The 16,099-nt window shown below is 63.1% G+C and carries 18 protein-coding genes and 1 tRNA gene; 13 read left to right on the top strand and 6 right to left on the bottom strand.

Going from position 1 to position 16,099, the window contains the following annotated elements; genetic code table 11:
* Positions 1–43 precede the first annotated feature (43 nt).
* Positions 44–286: a helix-turn-helix domain-containing protein gene (locus BTH_RS28155; RefSeq protein ID WP_011402588.1), complete on the bottom strand. Its 243-nt coding sequence runs from the start codon at positions 284–286 to the stop codon at positions 44–46.
* Positions 287–345: 59 nt separating this feature from the next.
* Here BTH_RS28155 and BTH_RS32545 point away from each other — a divergent pair, with 59 nt between their 5' ends.
* From BTH_RS32545 to BTH_RS28130, 4 genes are all read left to right on the top strand, one after another.
* The gene (locus tag BTH_RS32545; RefSeq protein WP_080511557.1) at positions 346–1,155 is read left to right on the top strand and encodes a lysozyme inhibitor LprI family protein; all 810 of its coding nucleotides are present in this window, start codon (positions 346–348) and stop codon (positions 1,153–1,155) included.
* 111 nt (positions 1,156–1,266) lie between these two features.
* A complete protein-coding gene (locus BTH_RS28140) occupies positions 1,267–1,752 on the top strand; it encodes a YbjN domain-containing protein (RefSeq protein WP_127446416.1) in 486 nt (161 codons plus the stop codon).
* A 211-nt stretch (positions 1,753–1,963) separates the two neighbouring features.
* Positions 1,964–2,695 carry a hypothetical protein gene (locus BTH_RS34110; RefSeq protein WP_127446415.1) on the top strand — a complete coding sequence of 244 codons (732 nt, stop codon included), beginning with the start codon at positions 1,964–1,966 and terminating at the stop codon, positions 2,693–2,695.
* Positions 2,696–2,924: 229 nt separating this feature from the next.
* On the top strand, positions 2,925–3,278 hold the full coding sequence (locus BTH_RS28130; RefSeq protein WP_025404128.1) for a hypothetical protein: 354 nt from the start codon (positions 2,925–2,927) through the stop codon (positions 3,276–3,278).
* A 74-nt stretch (positions 3,279–3,352) separates the two neighbouring features.
* On the opposite strand, the gene BTH_RS32540 is transcribed toward BTH_RS28130, so the two are convergent.
* Complete coding sequence (locus BTH_RS32540; protein WP_158347310.1) at positions 3,353–3,844, bottom strand: site-specific integrase; 492 nt, start codon at positions 3,842–3,844, stop codon at positions 3,353–3,355.
* 236 nt (positions 3,845–4,080) lie between these two features.
* Here BTH_RS32540 and BTH_RS28125 point away from each other — a divergent pair, with 236 nt between their 5' ends.
* From BTH_RS28125 to BTH_RS34100, 3 genes are all read left to right on the top strand, one after another.
* Positions 4,081–5,340, top strand: a complete 1,260-nt coding sequence (locus tag BTH_RS28125) for an IS256 family transposase (RefSeq protein WP_009891862.1) — start codon at positions 4,081–4,083, stop codon at positions 5,338–5,340.
* Between the two features lie 68 nt (positions 5,341–5,408).
* Positions 5,409–5,768 (top strand): hypothetical protein, encoded by a 360-nt coding sequence (locus tag BTH_RS34105; RefSeq protein WP_127446414.1) that lies wholly within the window; start codon positions 5,409–5,411, stop codon positions 5,766–5,768.
* A 24-nt stretch (positions 5,769–5,792) separates the two neighbouring features.
* Positions 5,793–5,858 (top strand) — tRNA-Ala (locus BTH_RS34100).
* Positions 5,859–6,013: 155 nt separating this feature from the next.
* Here BTH_RS34100 and BTH_RS28120 read toward each other — a convergent pair.
* The gene (locus BTH_RS28120; protein WP_009910062.1) at positions 6,014–7,420 is read right to left on the bottom strand and encodes an amino acid permease; all 1,407 of its coding nucleotides are present in this window, start codon (positions 7,418–7,420) and stop codon (positions 6,014–6,016) included.
* Between the two features lie 515 nt (positions 7,421–7,935).
* On the opposite strand from BTH_RS28120, the gene BTH_RS28115 reads away from it, so the two are divergent.
* Together BTH_RS28115 and BTH_RS34090 are read left to right on the top strand one after the other, a co-directional pair.
* Positions 7,936–8,253, top strand: coding sequence for a hypothetical protein (locus BTH_RS28115; protein WP_011402584.1), 318 nt, complete (start codon positions 7,936–7,938; stop codon positions 8,251–8,253).
* Between the two features lie 627 nt (positions 8,254–8,880).
* Positions 8,881–9,276 (top strand): hypothetical protein, encoded by a 396-nt coding sequence (locus BTH_RS34090; RefSeq protein WP_127446413.1) that lies wholly within the window; start codon positions 8,881–8,883, stop codon positions 9,274–9,276.
* Positions 9,277–9,370: 94 nt separating this feature from the next.
* Here the strand turns inward: BTH_RS34090 and BTH_RS28110 are convergent, their stop codons facing one another.
* Positions 9,371–9,742 carry a hypothetical protein gene (locus BTH_RS28110; protein WP_009910060.1) on the bottom strand — a complete coding sequence of 124 codons (372 nt, stop codon included), beginning with the start codon at positions 9,740–9,742 and terminating at the stop codon, positions 9,371–9,373.
* A 1,089-nt stretch (positions 9,743–10,831) separates the two neighbouring features.
* Here BTH_RS28110 and BTH_RS34720 point away from each other — a divergent pair.
* A complete protein-coding gene (locus BTH_RS34720; RefSeq protein WP_009906499.1) occupies positions 10,832–11,062 on the top strand; it encodes a hypothetical protein in 231 nt (76 codons plus the stop codon).
* Positions 11,063–11,153: 91 nt separating this feature from the next.
* Here BTH_RS34720 and BTH_RS28095 read toward each other — a convergent pair whose 3' ends face one another.
* A complete protein-coding gene (locus BTH_RS28095; protein WP_009906498.1) occupies positions 11,154–11,909 on the bottom strand; it encodes a Mut7-C RNAse domain-containing protein in 756 nt (251 codons plus the stop codon).
* A gap of 126 nt (positions 11,910–12,035) precedes the next feature.
* Here BTH_RS28095 and BTH_RS28090 point away from each other — a divergent pair, with 126 nt between their 5' ends.
* Both BTH_RS28090 and BTH_RS28085 read left to right on the top strand, forming a co-directional pair.
* On the top strand, positions 12,036–12,905 hold the full coding sequence (locus BTH_RS28090) for an NAD(P)-dependent oxidoreductase (RefSeq protein WP_011402580.1): 870 nt from the start codon (positions 12,036–12,038) through the stop codon (positions 12,903–12,905).
* A gap of 105 nt (positions 12,906–13,010) precedes the next feature.
* Positions 13,011–13,667, top strand: a complete 657-nt coding sequence (locus BTH_RS28085; protein ID WP_009906493.1) for a LysE family translocator — start codon at positions 13,011–13,013, stop codon at positions 13,665–13,667.
* 99 nt (positions 13,668–13,766) lie between these two features.
* Here the strand turns inward: BTH_RS28085 and BTH_RS28080 are convergent, their stop codons facing one another.
* A complete protein-coding gene (locus tag BTH_RS28080) occupies positions 13,767–15,035 on the bottom strand; it encodes an MFS transporter (protein WP_011402579.1) in 1,269 nt (422 codons plus the stop codon).
* A gap of 94 nt (positions 15,036–15,129) precedes the next feature.
* Here BTH_RS28080 and BTH_RS28075 point away from each other — a divergent pair, with 94 nt between their 5' ends.
* Positions 15,130–16,068, top strand: a complete 939-nt coding sequence (locus BTH_RS28075) for a LysR family transcriptional regulator (RefSeq protein ID WP_009910052.1) — start codon at positions 15,130–15,132, stop codon at positions 16,066–16,068.
* The last annotated feature ends 31 nt before the right edge of the window (positions 16,069–16,099 follow it).

Raw genomic sequence — 16,099 nt, 5'->3', positions numbered from 1 at the left:
CCATGCGGATACGGGAATCGCAGTCGCGCAATCGGCGGCTGTCTCATAAGCCCGCTTCGGTCATCAGCGCCGTCATCGTCATGCCAAGTGCTTCGGCGATGTAATGCAACGCGAGAACAGACGCATTGTTGTCACCGCGTTCCACGCGCCCTAGATAGCTCACATCGATTCCAGCGGTCAGCGCCAGTTGTTCCTGCGACAAACCGCGATCCTTGCGAATGCGCCGGATCGCACGTCCAAGGGCAACGAGAGTGGGGTGTTGGCGGCTGCTGCTGAGATTTGGCATGCCCCGCATCTTTCCGATATGATGCGGCGATCTCTAGGGTACATGTACCGTATTTGTAGATGAAACAAAAAGGGGGATCGATGGATGATCGAGTCAGGCAGTACGAAGAAGACCGGCTTCGCCGTGAGAAGCTTGCATATTTTCAGGCGGCACGGAACCGTCGAGAAGGAGAAGAAGCGGCGCATCGAGCCGACCAGACTATCGAAAACTTCAAGCTCATCGGCATAGTTCTGATCGGGGTTGGTGCGCTCTTCTGGTGGCTCGTCTCAACCAAGATAGGTCGCATTGTCGGCGTGATTCTCCTTCTCGCCGTTGGTGCGCTCTACGGGGTGGACTGGCTGCAAAATGATGCGGCTATGCGTGCGCAAGCACGACAGGTGGAACAGCCCCATAACACGGCAAAACCACAAGCTGGTGCGGACGTGCAATCGGATGCGGGCAAGGTAGCGCAATCGGCGCAGCAGAGTACGACTTCGATGCCATCCGGCAGCGAAGACAGCAATCCCGCGTCGGACACAACTGCTGTCACCAGCGACACGGCCCAGCAGACGGCAGCATCGGAACCTTCGTCACAAGTCGATGCAAAACAGGATGCGCAAGCTCAACAGCCCGTCGCCATCATCGCGTCATTCGACTGTTCGCCTGCTGCGTCGAAGATGGAGAAACTGATCTGTTCGACGCCCGAGACTGCCGATGCGGATCGGCGCTTAGCTGCTGCCTACAGTGCTGCCCGCGCGAAGTCGAACGATCCGAACGGCCTGAAAGCCGATGAACGGAACTGGCTGGTGAACGAGCGCAACGCGTGTTCCGACGTGGCTTGCCTTGCGAAGGTGATGGAAGCCCGTATTCAGAAGCTCGCGGCCATGTAGCTTGCGCGGTTAGCGACGTATGCAGAGAACCAGTAACCGCCGTTCATCGGCGGTTTTTCTTTCCGGGTCACGGCAAGACAGTCGGGCCTTACTTCCTATCGGGAGCGCCTATTGACGAAAATTTTTGAAGAATCCGCAGTTACCATCGAAACTCTTGACGCCCATCTCCGCGATAGCGGTGTGGTGCCCTACGACGTACAGCCTGATGTCATCCGCTTGCGCACCGAACAAGGCATCGCCTATCGTGTGTTCTTGATCCCTGACCGAAAATTCATCCGATTCGCTACGTACTTGCCACTGGCACGACAAGCTCCAATCGACCAGAAGCACGCACTGGCGCGGCGGCTCAATGAAGAAGTGTTCCTGCCGGTGTTCACTATCGACTCGGACGAAGACCTTGCTGTCTCCTACGTCATGCCGTATGGCGGCGGCATGGTGGCTGGGAACTTCGTGTCCATCGTGAGCAGGTTCGCATCGCTGCTTGAATTCGTAGTCGAGACGTACAACAGCGACGGACTGATCGACTTCGGTGTGCCGAGCGTCGCGACGGTGGCCGACGCCGATTCAGCGCCGACCCGTGGCGAACTGCTGCACTGAGATTCAGGCGGGTACGCTAATCGACCTACCGCCTGCACGGCGGTGGGGTTGGCGGGAATTCGCGTCGGCGTCGATGGAATCCCTGACCGATGGTTGGTGCGGTTGCGCGGATTCGAGATAGTCGAACCATTGATTGGTGTCTTGGGTACGTGGCGCAACCAAATCACTGTTGGGCTGTAGTGAAAATAGCAGACGAACGAAGGGGAACGACATGGCGGTGATCTTCAAAGGCATACCGAGTATCGGGAACGGACTCACCGACGATACTGTGTTGTGGCGTTACCTAGATACGGCAAAATTTCTCGATTTGCTCCATAACCGCACGCTCTTTTTTTGTCGCGGCGACCGATTTGCAGACAAGTATGAAGGAGCGTTCACGGAATCGATAAAGCACGCTATAGAAGAAGCCTTTCGTAAGAATGAAATCAACTCGTCGGTAGCAGAGTTCAAAACTCGGCTACGCGAGCGCGTCTTCGTGAACTGTTGGCACCAAAGTAGGGACGACAGTATGGCGATGTGGAGCTTGTACGGGAAGTCTTCTGCTGCTGTCGCAATCACGACCACGGTTGGACAGCTTCGCGATGCGATCAAACTTGCGAAGTTGCCGTATGCCATCAACATCGCCAAAGTTGAATACGTGAAGCACTGGCGTGATCCGCAGTTAGTCTTCAAGCCGTACTCAAACGTGTTCGCATACAAGTTGAAGGCTTACGACTATGAAAAGGAAGTGCGGGTCATTATTGATCGCTTCCATGAGAACGAAGATATAAGCGCACTCCCTGATGGTATGTCTGCGGCGATCCCGTTGGAGACCTTGCTTCGCAGCATCGTTGTTTGTCCCGAAGCTGCGCCGTGGTTCGTCGAATTAGTAGGAGACGTGGTTCACAAATATGGTGTGTCAGCGCCGGTCAACCGCTCGAAGCTTGCGTTCGACCCAAAGTGAAGCCATAAGCGTAAGGCCCTGTTATCAACGGCGTTGACGGCATCAACTCGATGAATGACGCGCTGCGTTCGCGGAATGAAGCATTGAAAGTTTCAACGTGATGAGAACGGTGTTGCCGTTCGTGCGGGGGTGACTAGGCATGCGAAAGGGAACACATCCACGCCGCCGACGCGAACTGCTGAGTCGATACGGGCGAATCACAAGTTGGGACGCGAGTCTAACGGAGCGTGTGGACCGCCCACGCGGTTATCCACCCGAGCGCGAAAGTCGTGCATCGATTCTGTTGGAAGGGGAGTTCACCGAACCGGTACGCGATGTGACCCGGTTCTTGTTCCAAGTCTCCCCGACCGACAAGCCGGGTATCGGCAATCCCGAAGTGCCTAACGTTGGCGCATTCATCTCGATCAAACCGGAGTTACAGGGCGTGGTTGACATGACGGAGAGTCGTTTTCAGGAGTTGCTAACGCTCGCCGCGTCCGGTCGCTTGGAATGGTGCCACGTCGCGTTCACGGTTCCCTTTCGGCGGTCCGCGTTGATCGTCAGTATTGATTTCACAACACGCCCGCCTGATGAAGAAGCATAAGGGGTGAGCGAACACTGATCGATCCACCGCGCGGGCGGGCGATGGACCGATAACCAGTGCTGTTCCAACTACGGTCAGCCGAGCTTCATTGCCAATTCACCGGCGTCAATCGACACGTATCGCTGAAGCATGTTCGCGGTTGCGTGACCGGATATTGCCCGAAGTTCCAGAATGGAAAGCCCCTGCTTTGCCAGTCGCGTCAGTGCATCGTGTCTCAGATCATGGAAAGTGAAGTTGGTGATACCGGCCCGTGCAACCGCTCGTTCGTATGCCTGCTTGACTGTTTCCATCGAAACAGGGAAGACCCGTCCGTCAAGGCTGCGCGGTAGTGCTTCAAGCATGGTGACACACGTTGCGGATAGCGGAATCCTTCGCGGTTGCCCTGCCTTCGTAATCTGTAGGGTCGCCGTCCGACGTGCCAAATCAACGTCTTGCCATGTCAGTGCAAGGATTTCGCCGCGTCGTGCAGCGGTTTCCAGCGCGAAGATCACGACAGGCTTAATCCACGGGTTGTGACACTGACTGCAAGCCGAGATGAGCGCGGTCCTTTCCGATGTGGTCAGCACGCGATCTCGGGCCTTGCCAGACCGTGGCTTCCTGATAAGGCTAACGGGATTGCTGGGAAGCTGAGCGCCCCACTCGCGAATCGCTACGCTGAAGACATGTCCAAGAAGCTGAAGCTCCCGCAGTGCGGTGCCGGACGAAACTTCTCCAAGTCGGGCATCCCGCCACGCCGCGACCATCTGGAGCCTATCCGAATGTTTGTGTGTGAGGCATAAACTGATGGCCAAGGAGCCACTTTATGCCACGCAAACGCAAGGAAGAAGTGACGATTGAACCGGGCAAGGGCTTGAACCTGGACCCGGAACTGATCAAGCAACTGGTACCCGGAACGCTGGATCGGGCAACGATCAACGAGCAGCTCGCCGCGCTCAAGAAAGCAATCTTCGAACGCGCGCTGGGCGGCGAACTGACCCACCACCTCGGCTACGAGAAGGGCGATGCCAAGCCGGCAGGCCGCACGAACCACCGCAACGGCACCAGCCGCAAGCGCATCACGACCGACGACGACCTGCTCGACGTCGAGATTCCGCGCGACCGAGAAGGCACCTTCGATCCGGTGCTGATCGCCAAGGGCGAGCGACGCTTCACCGGCTTTGACGACAAGATCATCGCGATGTACGCACGCGGCATGAGCGTGCGGGAGATTCAGGGTTTCCTGCTGGAGATGTACGGCATCGAGGTGTCGCCGGACTTCATCAGTACGGTGACCGATGCCGTGATCGACGAAGTGCGCGAATGGCAGCAGCGGCCGCTCGAGCCGATGTACCCGGTCGTGTTCTTCGACGCCTTGCGAGTCAAGATCCGCGACGAAGGCGTGGTCCGCAACAAGGCGATCTACCTGGCGCTGGGCGTGCGCCGCGACGGCACACGCGACGTGTTGGGCCTTTGGATCGAGCAGACCGAGGGGGCCAAGTTCTGGCTGCGGGTGGTGAACGACCTTAAGCTGCGCGGCGTGCAGGATATCCTGATCGCCGTGGTCGACGGCCTGAAGGGCTTCCCGGAAGCGATCAACACGGTGTTCCCGGAAACGACGGTCCAGACCTGCATCGTGCATCTGATCCGGAACTCACTGGACTTCGCCAGCTGGAAAGACAGGAAATCGGTCGCAGCGGCGCTCAAGGAGGTCTATCGGGCACCGTCGGCCGAAGCGGCCGCCGTGGCGCTGGAAGCGTTCGATACGAGCCCGTGGGGTACGAAATACCCTCCGATTGCCGCGCTCTGGCGCCGAGCCTGGGATCAGGTGATTCCGTTCTACGCCTTCGCGCCTGACATCCGGAAAATTGTATATACGACCAACGCGATCGAGTCGCTGCACATGCAGCTTCGGAAGATCATCAAGGCGCGCGGCCACTTCCCGTCGGACGAGGCCGCGCTCAAACTGATCTGGCTGGCGCTGCGCAACGTCGTTGCCAAGTGGACCGGCTCCCGGCACGATTGGAAGAGTGCCATGACTCAGTTCGCACTGCTTTACCCGGAACGATTCAACATTGGAGTCTGAATCTCAACCCGCCTCACACACGAAATTCCGGATACCCCCACCATCTGCGGCGTTATTACGGACAGTGCGTGCTTCGCAAGACTGAGTTTCTTGAAACTTTCGATTCTGTAGGATTCGGCGCGGGTTCCACGCTTGCCGCTGCTGACTTCCTTCGCGTATCGGTCGAGAAGTTCGCCCAAGGTCGTTTGGCGATCTTGGGGGCTGTCGATCCACTGCCCGGCATCGATGAGACGTTCCTGCTGTCTCGCCCACTTCTCCGCATCTTTCTTCAGGGTGAATGTCTTCGATTGGACCGGGTAGCCTTTCCGTTTGATGATCGCCTGCCAGCGGTCGGCACGTTGTCGTATGGTTGCCATCACTTCTCCAAGGGTGACAGCAGGGTGACAAGCCAGTTCGACGAATGGGGGCATCAAATGCTAACCCCTTGAATCACAAGATCGTTTGCACGGTCTGGAAGCTGGGAGAGCGTCGCGTTCGCAATGCGAAGGTCGGGAGTTCGATCCTCCTCCGCTCCACCAAACGAATTCAAAGGGCTTAGCCAGATGGCTGAGCCCTTTTTTCTTGGTCGGCCGAATCGGCTCGTAGCATTCGGCGGAGCGGCGCACCGAACCGCACGACAGCCCGCCCAGCGGGCTGTCGCGATTTCACCTCGCGCCGCTCACTCGCGAATCAATCACCCGCGCTCGTACCCGCGCGCCAGCCCCGCCTCCTTCCCGCCTTCGGGCTCGAGCTTCAACGCGTAGTACAGCACTACGAGCAACACGAGCCAGGCCGGTCCGACATAAAGCGCGATTCGCGTATCCGGAAAATAGGCCATCAATCCGACCACGAGCACGAGAAACGTGAGCGCCACCCAGGAGCCGTACGGCCAGAACGGCATCCGGAACCGCAGCGCCCGCTCCTGCGCCGGCGCGAGACTCGCGCGAAATTTCATCTGCGCAACGAGAATGACGCCCCAAGTCCAGATCGCCCCGAACGTCGAGATCGACGTCACCCAGACGAACACCTTTTCCGGCACCAGGTAGTTGAGCAGCACGCCGACGAGCAGCGCCGCCATCGAAACCAGGATCGCCCGGCGCGGCACGCCGCTCGCCGTCGTCTCGCCGAACGTGCGCGGCGCGTGGCCTTGCTGCGCGAGGTTGTACAGCATGCGTCCCGTGCTGAAGATGCCGCCGTTGCACGACGAAAGCGCCGCCGTCAGCACGACGAAGTTGATGATGCCCGCGGCCGTCTTGATGCCGAGCCGCTCGAACGTCATCACGAACGGGCTGCCTTGCGTGCCGATCTCGTTCCACGGGTAGATCGACAGAATCACGAAGAGCGCGCCGCCGTAGAAGAGCAGGATGCGCCAGAACACCGAGTTGATCGCGCCCGGAATCGTCTTCTGCGGGTTCTCCGCTTCGCCCGCCGTCAGCCCGATCATTTCGACGCCGAGATACGCGAACATCACCATCTGCATCGACATCAGCACGCCCTGTGCGCCGTTCGGGAAGAAGCCGCCGTGCGCCCAGAGGTTCGAGATGCCCATCGGCACGCCGTGATTGCCGATGCCCAAGGCGATCATCGCGATGCCGACCGCGATCATCACGACGATCGTCACCACCTTGATCAGCGCGAACCAGAATTCGAACTCGCCGTAAGCCTTCACGGTCAGCAGGTTCACCGAGCCCATCGTGGCCAGTGCGGCGAGCGCCCAGATCCAGCGCGGCACGTCCGGGAACCAGATGCCCATGTAGATGCCGACCGCCGTGATTTCGGCGATGCAGGTGACGAGCCAGAGGAACCAGTAGTTCCAGCCCGTCAGGTAGCCGGCAAGCGGCCCGAGGTAGTTGCGCGCGTAGCGGCTGAACGAGCCCGCGACAGGTTCGTGCACGGCCATCTCGCCGAGCGCGCGCATGATCACGAAGATCACTGCGCCGCCGATGATGTACGACAGGATGATGCCGGGGCCCGCCATTTTGATCGCGTTTGCCGAGCCGAGAAATAGGCCGACGCCGATCGCCGCGCCGAGCGCGATCAAGCGCATTTGCCGTTGCCCGAGTCCTCGGTGTAGGTCGGTTTCCGCACTTCCTTTCTGCATCGGGATGTCTCCTTTGGGTTTGTGAAATCGGCGTGCGTGCGTCGGCGTCGTGCGACGCGCGCGTGGCCCGCCTCGCCTAGAGGGCGGCGAGCAAGGTATGAATCGGCTGAGCGAAAGCGCGCGGGCGGCGCCTCAAGCGCGCGCGATGCGAACGCCTCGCTTGCGCGAGCCGGCATGACTCAAGTGGAAGAGGGAGCGAACAACGCGCGGCGAGGCGAGGCACGACGTCGCGCGACGTGATTGGCGCTCGCCGGCGATGGCGGGCTTGATGCGCGCGTAGCGGCCCGCGCGGCGAATCGGTGGATGCATCGAGCATTGTCTCCGGCATGCATGAACGGATGCCCCTCGGTCGGAGTCTGGTATTCGGCGCTATGCTAGTGGCTGTTTGCGAGTGGATGTTCCTGTATTTGTCTTAATTTTAGAAAAAGAAACTATGCGCGCGCCGTCTGCATCGTCGTGCACGATATCCCCGGATCGCGCGCCCTATCCGAACGACGACATTCACGGAGTCCGTCATGCCAATCGACAGCGGTTGGGTTGCGTCTACCGGGTTGCCTGCGGCCGTCTACGGGTTCTGCCTCGGCTATGCGCTCTTTCGCGCGTTCGGGCCGCGCCGCGCACGCTATCCGAGGCTGATGCGCGGTTATGCGATCGCGTGCGCCGGCGCGATGTTGTTCGGGATGCTCGCGGCATTCGGCGTCGTGCTTCGCGGGGCCGAAGCATCGGCGCTTGCATCGCTCGGATCGACGGTTGCGTTCGTCGGAATCGTCGGCGTGTTGATTGGTTGCCTATGCGAAGCGACCGTGGCGTTCGGCAAGCGTTGGGAGCGTTGATGTCGTTCCGGATTCGGGGCGCGCTCGATTGGTGAATGGCGTCGGGGCCAGACACTCGACACGTCGACAAGAAGCAGGGGCGAGCACATTTTGCAACTAACGAGCAGCGCGCTCTTCGCCGGCACCACTCGCCGATTCACCGCTATCGCCCCGTATAAATCTCCGCCGTCACCCAAGCACTGAATTTGTCCAGCAGAAGACCGTTCGAGTGGATGGCGGATTGCCTCACAGGTGCGACGGGCTGTTGCTTTGGAAAAGTTATCCACCCGAAGCTCTGGAAATCCTCGGGATAACTCATCGCCCAGCCTGTGGACCATATCTTGATAACGCGTGCCCGGCACCCGAGCGCGTTGAAGTTGTCCTTCGCTCGCGACGGATATTCAAGCACAGTCGATAGGGTTATGGAATCGATGTCTCTCTGATGTGTCAGGGAAAACCCGGGTTTTCCACAGAAATGGGGCGCCTTTGTTAACTCTTACTACGTATACATAGATAAATTAAAAGAATTGAAGACAACGGGGCGAACAGTGCCCGTGCCGATGCAGAAAGCAGTCGGCGTCATGCGCTGAACAAGCGCACAGCGCAAGCGTTGCGAAAACCTGTGCGCCGCATAGGTGAGCGGACAGCATGAGAAGTTTCGATGTGCAACGCCTCGTCTGCTTTTCGTTGGCGGAGTTTGGGAAGGGCACGGAATCGTTTGTGCCCGAAGAGGCGACGTTGTCCTATTGGGCGGGGCGCATCGATGTGGCTGCGGCGCGGCGCCGAGATACGCATCGGTCCGGAAGAGATCCGCAATGCGACGCGAGCGGAAACGCCGTCGCTCCGATGTCGAAGCTCAGCGGTTCAAAGGTTCAGCGGTTCCGCCGCAATTCGCCGCACAGCACATCGGCACAGCACGGTGTGGCCGGCATGCGAAATGCGCAATTGACGCGTAAGGGCATGCGTCATCGCACGCACTCGGCACGAAGCGGCTCAAAGCGGCACGACGTGATGCGTCCGGTTATATGGCGGCAGGAGGAATGAAGCAAGACGTAAATTGATCGCGCGACGCCGGCCAACGCGGCGCGCGATCCTCAACCCGCGAACGCGCACGTGGGCGCGCCGCATGCGCTGTGCTTCAGATCGCGCAGCGCGCGATGTGGAAGCGCAGCTCGGATTCCTCTGGATCTCCGTCGCCGCTGCGCGGGCGGTAGACGCCGATGTTCGTGCCGGACGATGCGCTCGGCGCGAGCGTGACGGTCCAGTCCGAATCGACCGAATACGGGCCGATCAGGACGGTCGTCGGGTTGCGCTGCGCAACGCGCGCTTGCGCCACGCGGTTCGTCAGGCAGCTTTCGACATCGCGCGGGCTGCGCGGCGATGCGACATAGATGATCCGGCCGTTGGGCGATTCGGCTTGCGGGCCGTTCGCGGGCGAGCCCGCGCAACCGGCGAGCGCGGTCACCGCGCCGGCGAGCGCGCAACTGGCGAGAATCTGAGTCGATTTCATGGGCAATCCAAGGTAAGTCGTTCGGCAAGAATGCATCCGGATTCTATGCGTTTCGCGTTGGTTCAATACGCGATGTCGCGCGAACGGCGGCGCGCCGAAACGATTGAGAAAAAATCAGATCGTGCCGCGAGCCTAACAAGGCATGCGCGGCGGTTCTGTTAAAAATTGTTTTCGGCCGGATGCGTCGTGCCGTTTGCGAGCATTCGCCTCAGGCCATTCGCGATTGCGCGCATCGCATTCGAATCGGATGCCTGGCGAATGCAATCGCGCCGTGCATCGACGCATCGTTCGTGACGGCGTTCGGCCTTTCGTCGATGTCGAACGCGCCGGCACGACGCATGTTTCGCGATCGCGATGGAGACGCAATGCGCGGTGCGGAGCGCCGATCGACGTGCGTATCGGCGTGCGTATCGACGTGCGTATCGACGTGCGCCGCGCGCGAAACATCGGCGATGCTCATCGAACTTCGCACGTCGCGCGATTGCATGAACGCCCAGCAGCGAGCGATTGATCGATCGCGCCGCGATATCGATTCGCGACCGCGTTTGCCCGCTGCGGTGCGACGCTTATCGAAGTTTCGCCATGCGTCGCAGTGATCCGCAGTCACGCAATCTCGTTGCCGCGCGTCATTTCGAATCGCGCGATGTCGATGGAATCTCCCGTGATCGTCGATCGTTGATTGGCGATCGACCAACCGCCAGTCACTGCGCGGCGCCGTCCGCAACACACTCGCTCATTGCGTCCGCCCGAATCCGGAAATCGATCCGACGGAATTGAATGGCAAGACGCGAGCCGAGCATCCATAAAATCGACGCATCGCATTTGATCGAGATTCGAAAGATCATTCGCCGATCGAGCTATCTATTTGATTCGTCGGACCGAATTCGAATCGTCTCGAAAGACGCATCCGGCGTGTCAACGCCGCGAGCACGCACGGCGTTATAGAGCCGGCGCACGAGCATTCACGCAGACAAAAACCTTACGTCACGTAAGGCGCGTGCGGTGAATCTCGAACAATACCGGCGTCGGATGCGCTCCAACGCATCGTCATTAACCGGATATTTCCGTTTGGATATTCAAGGAAAAACAATGAAGAAGATCATCGCTTCGGTGGCAACCGCCGCTATCGCACTCGCTTCGGCTTCCGTGTTCGCGCAAGCATCGGCGCCGGCGGCTTCGGCACCGGCGGCCGCTTCGGCTGCGAAGCAAGACAAGAGCAAGCCGAAGCACGAGCTGAAGAAGCACGGCTCGGCGAAGGCCAAGGCGAAGGCGGAAGCCGCTTCGGCAGCCGGCACGAACGGCAAGGGCGCGCAGCAGTAAGCGCGTGCCCGCGGCGGCGCATGCGCCGCCGTCGGCTTGTCACGACGAACCCCGCGTTCTCGCGAACGCGGGGTTTGTTTTTATGCGCGCATCATGCGTGCGGCGGCTTCGGCTGCGACACGTGATCGATCAGCGCGCGCATGCGCTGCCAGTGCGAGCCTTCCCAAAACACGCGGCGGCAGACGTCGCAGGTGACGAAGCGCGTGTGACGCTGCAGCACGCCTTGCGGCGCGCGGCCTTCGACCTCGGCGGGATCGATGCGTCGCAGCGGCGCGTTGCACGACAGGCATAGCCGGAACGGCCGCGCGCTGCCGGCCAGATCGAGCCGGTCGAACAACTCGCGCAGTTGCGCCTGCGGCTTCAATGCACGCACGTAGCAGCCATGCGTGATCGTGCGGCGCTTGAGCAGCTCGCGATCGCGCGTGAGGACGATCCGCGCGTCGCGCGCCGCGATCGCCTCGATCAGGTCGTCCGGGTAGTGGTTGTCGTACAGCGTGTCGAAGCCCGCGAGCCGCAGCAATTGCGCGAGCCCGCCCAGATGCGCGTCGGCGATGAAGCGCGTGACGCGCAGCGGCGCGGCGCGCACGCGCAGCAGCGGGCGGATGTCGATTGCTTCGAAGGTCGGGTAGACGGCGACGCGGTCGCCATCCTCGAGCATGCGGCCGAACGGCGCCGATTCGCCGTTGACGAGAATCAGCTCGACTTCGGTGTGCGGGACGCCGAGCGCCTCGATCGCATGCTTGACGCTCGCGCCGCGCATGCACGCATGATCGAACTCGCGGCGGCGTAGCGGCCGCGCGAGGAAATCGTTCAGCTCCTCGTAGAAGCGGAAAGTCACGGTAAGCATCGGTCCAGTATCGCACCGCCGCACGCTTGCCGCACATCGCGCGACGCCCGCCGCGAAACGGCAAATGTCGCGCGCCTGTGCTTTACTCGTGCTTTCGACGGACAAGACGAATTCAAGGAGCGCGAGATGGACATCGGATTTATCGGCGTGGGCGAGATGGGCAGCGCGATCGCGGCGAATCTGCTGAAGGCGGGGCATCGCGTTCGGGCGTGGAACCGCTCGGCCGAACGTGTCGAGCCGCTCGTCGCGCTGGGCGCGCAGCGCGTCGCGACGATCGCCGACGCGTTCTCGGGCGACGCGGTGTTCTCGATGCTCGCCGACGATGAGGCCGCGCGCGGCGTGTTCGACGCGGCGCTCCTCGAACACGCGCCGCGCGGCCTCATTCATGTGAACATGGCGACGATTTCGGTCGCGCTTGCCGAGCAGCTCGCGCACGCGCACGCGCAGCGCGGCATTCACTACGTCGCGGCGCCCGTGATGGGGCGTCCGCACGTCGCGGCGGCCGCGCGCCTCACGATCATCGCGGCCGGGCCGGCGGAGGCGATCGACCGGATGCAGCCGGCATTCGACGCGATCGGCCAGAAGACGTGGCGGCTCGGCTCGCTGCCGCAGCACGCGAACGCGGTGAAGATCGCGGCGAACTTCACGATCGCATCGGCGATCGAGACGATGGGCGAGGCGGGCGCGCTCCTCGCTGCGCACGGCGTCGCGATGAACGACTATCTCGACGTGATCACCAACAGCGTGTTCCCCGGCCCCGTTTATCAAGGCTACGGCGCGATGATCGCCGAGTCGCGCTACGAGCCGGCGCTGTTCAAGGCGCGGCTCGGCCTGAAGGACGTGCGGCTCGCGCTCGAGGCGGGCGACGCGGTGTCGGTGCCGCTGCCTGTCGCGAGCGTCGTGCGCGACAGCCTGATCGAAGCGGTCGCGCACGGCCACGGCGACAAGGACTTCGCGGTGCTCGGCCAGGTCGCGGCGCGCCGCGCGGGGCGGTGACGCACGTGGCGCGGCGTGCGGCGCGCGGCTGTCCCGCTGCAGACAGCCGCGCGCGTTCCCCGGCATAATCGGCGTTTCCATTTCAATTTCGAAAGCGGGGCGGCAATGAATCTGCATACGTGGTGGCTGTTCGTCGCGACGGTGTTCGTCGTGTCGGCGATTCCCGGTCCGAACATGCTGCTCGTGATGACGCACGGCGCGCGCCACGGGCTGCGGCGTTCGACGGCGACGATGTCGGGCTGCATGACGGCGCTCGTCGCGATGCTGTCGGTGTCCGCCGCGGGCCTCGGCGTGTTCCTGGAAGCATGGCCCGCGATGTTCGACGCGCTGCGCTTCGCGGGCGCCGCGTATCTGATCTACCTCGGCGTGAAGGCGTGGCGCGCGCGCATCGACGGGCAATCCGCGGCGGACGCAGCCGATGCCGCGCCGCACGCGGGCCGTGCGGGCGCAATCGCCCCGGCGTCGCGCTGGGCGCTCTTTCGCAACGGCTTTCTCGTCGCGGGCAGCAACCCGAAGGCGATCCTGTTCGCCGCCGCGCTGCTGCCGCAGTTCATCGACGCATCCGCGCCGACGCTGCCGCAGTTCGGCATACTCGTCGCGACATTCGCGGTGATCGAGGTGAGCTGGTACATCGTCTATGCGTCGTTCGGCACGCGGATCGGCGTGACGCTGCGCAGCGCGAACGTCGCGAAGGCGTTCAACCGGCTGACCGGCGGCCTGTTCGTCGGTTTCGGCGCGATGATGGCGCTCGTGCGGCACTGAGCGGGCGCATCAGCCGACGAGGCGTGGTGCGCCGGCGGCCGCACGCCGCGTGAAGGAACGAAACGCCCCGCGTCGGTGACGACGTGGGGCGTCGTCGTTTCAGCGCACGGCTTGCCGGCGCGCGCCGATCCAGTCGAGCGCGAATGCGGCCCCCGCGAACGCGAGACCCACCGCGCACACCGCGCTCCAGCCGGCCCATGCCCACGCCGCGCCGGCGAGCGCGGCGCCGAGCGAGCCGCCGACGAAGAACAGCCCGACGAACAGCCCGTTGAGCCGTCCGCGCGCGGCGGGGTTCAGCAGGTTGATCGCGCGCCGGCCGAGCGTCTGGTCGGCGACGACGCCCGCATCGAGCGCCGCCGCGCCGGCGACGAGCAGCGTGAGCGCCAGCGTCGGATGCGCGGCCGGATCGAACCGGGCCCAGCCCGCGCCTGCGACGCCGAGCGCGACCAGCGCGGCGAGCATGGCCACGTGCGCGCCGCGCAATGCGCGGCGCTCCCAGCCGCGGTCGCCGGCCAGCCCCGCGAACGGCGTGACGATCGCGCCCGTCGCGCCGGCGAACGCGAACATCGCGATTCCATGCAAGCCGAGATCGAATGGCGCGGCGGCGAGGCGCAGACCGATCGCGGTCCAGAACGCGCTGAATGCGCCCATCGATAGCGCCGCGGACAGCGCGCGCCGCTGCAGCACGCGCTCGGTCGCGACGAGCACCCAGAGCGACCGGAGCAGCGCCGCATAACGAGTCGACAGCGACGGCGCGCGCAACGGCAGCTTCGCGGCCAGCACCGCGGCGATCGCGATGTCGGCGGCGGCGGCCGTGCCGTAGAACGCGCGCCAGCCGGCCGTGCCGGCGATCAGGCTCGCGAGCGGCCGCGACAGCAGGATGCCGAGCATCAGGCCGCTCATCACGTTGCCGACCGCGCGGCCGCGCTGTTCGTCCGGCGCCATCGACGCCGCCATCGGCACGAGCATCTGGATCACGCTCGATGCCGCGCCCGCGGCGAACACCGCAGCGAGGTACAGGGCGCCGGAGTGCGTGACGGCAGGCAGCGCGAGCGTCGCCGCGCAGACGGTGAGCGTCGTCACGATGAGCCGGCGGTTCTCGAGCAGGTCGATGAGCGGCACGAGCAGCACGAGGCCCGCCGCATAGCCGAGTTGCGGCAGCATCGCAATGAGCCCGGTCAGGCCGGCAGGCAGCCGCAGTTCGGCCGCGATCGGTCCCGTCAACGGCTGCGCGGCGAACAGGTCGAGCACGATCACACCGACCGTCGCCGAAAAGAACACGGTGAGCGCAGGCGTGAGTGTGGGAGCGGGAGCGGCGCGCGGTTCTCCGGCGGCCGGGCCGGCGCGAAGATCGGCAGGGCAGTTCATCGGAAGGGTCTCGGAAACGAATGAGCCTTCATCGTAGAGACGCGCTTGTTATGCGACAATTGAAATATCTTTAATATGATTATGCGAGTTTGTTTTGAATACGCGTGATCTTCAAGCGTTCGTGGCGGTTGTCGACAGCGGCTCGATGGTGGCCGCCGCGGCCAAGCTCCATCTGACGCAACCCGGTCTCACGCGGCGCGTGCAAAACCTCGAGACGACGCTTGGCGTGCCGCTCCTCGATCGGCAGAGCAAACCGCTCAGGCCGACCGCGGCGGGCCGGGAAGTCTATGCGCTCGCGCGCAACGTGCTGCGCTCGGTCGACGAACTGCTCGCCGTTGCCTCGCCCGGCAGCGAGCCGGCGGGGGAGCTGCGGATCGGCGTGCCGCCGTTTCTGTCGGAGCTCGCGCTCGAGGGGCCGATCGACCGGCTGCGCGAAGCGTTTCCGCGCCTCACGCTGCGGATCACGGCCGGCTGGTCGCCGGCGCTGTTGCAAAACGTCGAGCGTGCGGCGCTCGACGCCGCGGCGGTGATGATGCCGGCGAGCTTCCCGATGCCGGAAACGCTCGTGTCGACGCTGCTCGGCGTGCAGCCGACGGTGCTTGTCGCCGCGCGTGACTTCGCGCTGCCGCCGGGACCGTTGCCGCTCGACGCGCTCGCGCGCTATCCGTGGGTGCTGAGCCAGGACGGCTGCGGAATGCGCTCGGCGCTGAGCCGCGCGTTCAGCGCAGCCGGGTTGCCGTTCGACGTCGCGGTCGAGGCGTTCGGCTCGGACCTGCAACTGTCGCTCGTCGCGCGCGGCGCGGGGCTCGGCATCGCGTCGGCGGCCGCGCTCGCGCGCAGCCCGCACCGCGGCGCGCTGCGCATCGTCGAGACGGCGGACGTCGAACCGGGGATCAACGTGTGGCTCGTGCACGGCGTGCTGCCGGGCCGGCTGATGCGACCGGTCGAGCTGCTGCGCGAGCGGCTTGTCGCCGTGCTGGAGGAGGAAAGAAGCGCACGGTTAGGCGGCGAGGCACAAATACCGGCGAATTAGAACCGGCATTCGAGGGAAAATCCGTATTTTC

The organism is Burkholderia thailandensis E264 (assembly GCF_000012365.1).
In the GTDB taxonomy this organism is placed as follows: domain Bacteria; phylum Pseudomonadota; class Gammaproteobacteria; order Burkholderiales; family Burkholderiaceae; genus Burkholderia; species Burkholderia thailandensis.
The sequence above is the reverse complement of the archived record's forward strand: the minus strand, read 5'-3'. Positions and strand labels throughout refer to the sequence as shown.

Bases quoted from the DNA above. Each gene is read 5' to 3' on its own strand.
- BTH_RS32545 (WP_080511557.1), top strand. From the start codon at position 346: ATGAAACAAAAAGGGGGATCGATGGATGATCGAGTCAGGCAGTACGAA.
- BTH_RS28110 (WP_009910060.1), bottom strand. From the start codon at position 9,742: ATGAAATCGACTCAGATTCTCGCCAGTTGCGCGCTCGCCGGCGCGGTG.
- BTH_RS34110 (WP_127446415.1), top strand. From the start codon at position 1,964: ATGGCGGTGATCTTCAAAGGCATACCGAGTATCGGGAACGGACTCACC.
- BTH_RS28120 (WP_009910062.1), bottom strand. From the start codon at position 7,420: ATGCAGAAAGGAAGTGCGGAAACCGACCTACACCGAGGACTCGGGCAA.
- BTH_RS34720 (WP_009906499.1), top strand. From the start codon at position 10,832: ATGAAGAAGATCATCGCTTCGGTGGCAACCGCCGCTATCGCACTCGCT.
- BTH_RS28155 (WP_011402588.1), bottom strand. From the start codon at position 286: ATGCCAAATCTCAGCAGCAGCCGCCAACACCCCACTCTCGTTGCCCTT.
- BTH_RS28080 (WP_011402579.1), bottom strand. From the start codon at position 15,035: ATGAACTGCCCTGCCGATCTTCGCGCCGGCCCGGCCGCCGGAGAACCG.
- BTH_RS28125 (WP_009891862.1), top strand. From the start codon at position 4,081: ATGCCACGCAAACGCAAGGAAGAAGTGACGATTGAACCGGGCAAGGGC.
- BTH_RS28115 (WP_011402584.1), top strand. From the start codon at position 7,936: ATGCCAATCGACAGCGGTTGGGTTGCGTCTACCGGGTTGCCTGCGGCC.
- BTH_RS28085 (WP_009906493.1), top strand. From the start codon at position 13,011: ATGAATCTGCATACGTGGTGGCTGTTCGTCGCGACGGTGTTCGTCGTG.
- BTH_RS28090 (WP_011402580.1), top strand. From the start codon at position 12,036: ATGGACATCGGATTTATCGGCGTGGGCGAGATGGGCAGCGCGATCGCG.
- BTH_RS34090 (WP_127446413.1), top strand. From the start codon at position 8,881: ATGAGAAGTTTCGATGTGCAACGCCTCGTCTGCTTTTCGTTGGCGGAG.
- BTH_RS28095 (WP_009906498.1), bottom strand. From the start codon at position 11,909: ATGCTTACCGTGACTTTCCGCTTCTACGAGGAGCTGAACGATTTCCTC.